This is a genomic window from Enterobacter cloacae complex sp. GF14B (assembly GCF_004136805.1).
Lineage (GTDB): Bacteria > Pseudomonadota > Gammaproteobacteria > Enterobacterales > Enterobacteriaceae > Enterobacter > Enterobacter hormaechei_C.
On record NZ_QFRV01000234.1, the window covers coordinates 1 to 1815 of the forward strand.

3 protein-coding genes are annotated in these 1815 nt (G+C 61.1%); 2 read left to right on the forward strand and 1 reads right to left on the reverse strand.

Annotated features, from left to right (window positions below; genetic code table 11):
- Together DD606_RS24920 and DD606_RS24925 are read left to right on the forward strand one after the other, a co-directional pair.
- The coding region (locus DD606_RS24920; RefSeq protein WP_129259437.1) for an aminotransferase class III-fold pyridoxal phosphate-dependent enzyme at nt 1–344 on the forward strand (344 nt) is incomplete at its 5' end.
- A 47-nt stretch (nt 345–391) separates the two neighbouring features.
- Nucleotides 392–868, forward strand: a complete 477-nt coding sequence (locus DD606_RS24925) for a kinase inhibitor (protein WP_003858531.1) — start codon at nt 392–394, stop codon at nt 866–868.
- A gap of 66 nt (nt 869–934) precedes the next feature.
- Here DD606_RS24925 and DD606_RS24930 read toward each other — a convergent pair.
- Nucleotides 935–1815 (reverse strand): aromatic amino acid lyase (locus tag DD606_RS24930; RefSeq protein ID WP_176691487.1); only part of this gene is annotated, 881 nt, incomplete at its 5' end.

Consider the following 1815-nt stretch of genomic DNA (forward strand, 5'->3'; position numbering starts at 1 on the left):
CCTGCGCCGTGGCAAGCGAAAGCCTCGCCATTCTGGAGAGCGGCGCGTGGCAGACGCAGGTGGCGGCGATTGAGGCGCAGCTGAAGCAGCAGTTAAGCGCGGCGGCGGAGGCGGAATACGTCGCGGACGTCCGCGTACTGGGCGCCATCGGGGTAATCGAGACAACGCATCCGGTGAACATGGCCGCGTTGCAGCGCTTCTTCGTTGACCAGGGCGTGTGGGTGCGACCTTTCGGTAAGCTGATTTACCTCATGCCGCCGTACAGCATTTCTGCGGATCAGCTCCGCAAGCTGACCGGGGCAGTGGTTGAAGCCGTTAACACTTCAGCGCATTTCGCGATTTAACCCCATGCGTTACACTTTCTGAATGAGTGAGTAACGAGGAAAATCGGATGAAAATCATCAGTAAAGATTTGCGCGACGGCGAAAAGCTGCCGGAACGTCACGTGTTTAACGGGATGGGTTATCAGGGGGATAATATCTCTCCCCATCTGGCGTGGGACGATGTGCCAGCGGGAACCAAAAGTTTTGTTGTGACCTGCTACGATCCGGATGCGCCAACCGGGTCGGGCTGGTGGCACTGGATCGTGGCAAACCTGCCCGCCGACACGCGCGTATTACCGCAGGGCTCCGGTTCCGATCTGGTTGCTCTGCCTGACGGTGCGATTCAGACGCGCACTGACTTTGGCAAAGCGGGCTACGGCGGCGCGGCGCCGCCAAAAGGGGAAACGCACCGCTATATCTTCACCGTGCACGCGCTGGATGTGGACAAGATTGAGGTCGACGAAGGGGCGAGCGGCGCGATGGTAGGCTTTAACGTGCATTTCCATTCGCTGGGTAGCGCGTCGATTACGGCGATGTATTCGTAATCGTGCGGGCTGATGCCCTCACCCCGGCCCTCTCCCACAGGGAGAGGGTTAGGGTGAGGGTAAAAATCACAGCACGGAAGGCAATAACCCCACCAGCCGCCCTTCTTCCAGAAGCTGCATCGCCTTATCAATATCCGGCGCAAAGAAGCGGTCGTCATCGTAGTGCGTAACGTGCTCGCGCAGCGTATGACGCGCCTGCTCCAGCAGCGGGCTGGATGTTAGCCCTTCGCGCAAATCAATACCCTGACACGCCGCCAGCCACTCCACCGCCAGCACGCCGCGGGTGTTAGAGGCCATCTCCCACAGACGACGCCCGGCAGCCGGGGCCATCGACACGTGATCTTCCTGGTTGGCTGAGGTTGGCAGGCTGTCCACGCTGTGCGGGTGCGACAGCGCCTTGTTCTCGCTTGCCAGTGCCGCGGCGGTGACCTGGGCGATCATAAAGCCCGAGTTCACGCCGCCGTTACGCACCAGGAATGGTGGCAGCTGGGACATGTGCTTATCCATCATCAGCGCGATTCGACGCTCAGACAGCGCCCCGATTTCGGCAATCGCCAGCGCGATATTATCTGCCGCCATCGCCACCGGCTCGGCGTGGAAGTTGCCGCCAGAAACCACCTCGTTTTCCTGGGCAAACACCAGCGGGTTATCGGACACCGCATTGGCCTCCACCAGCAGCACTTCTGCCGCCTGGCGCAGCTGAGTCAGGCATGCGCCCATCACCTGCGGCTGGCAGCGCAGGGAATACGGATCCTGCACCTTCTCGCAGTTATGGTGTGATTCGGCAATGTCGCTGGTATCGGTAAGTACGTGGCGGTACATGGCAGCGGCATCAATCTGACCGCGCTGGCCGCGCACCTCGTGGATGCGGGCATCGAACGGACGACGCGAGCCGAGCACCGCCTCAGTGGTCAGTGCACCGCACACCACCGCCGAGGCGAACAGAT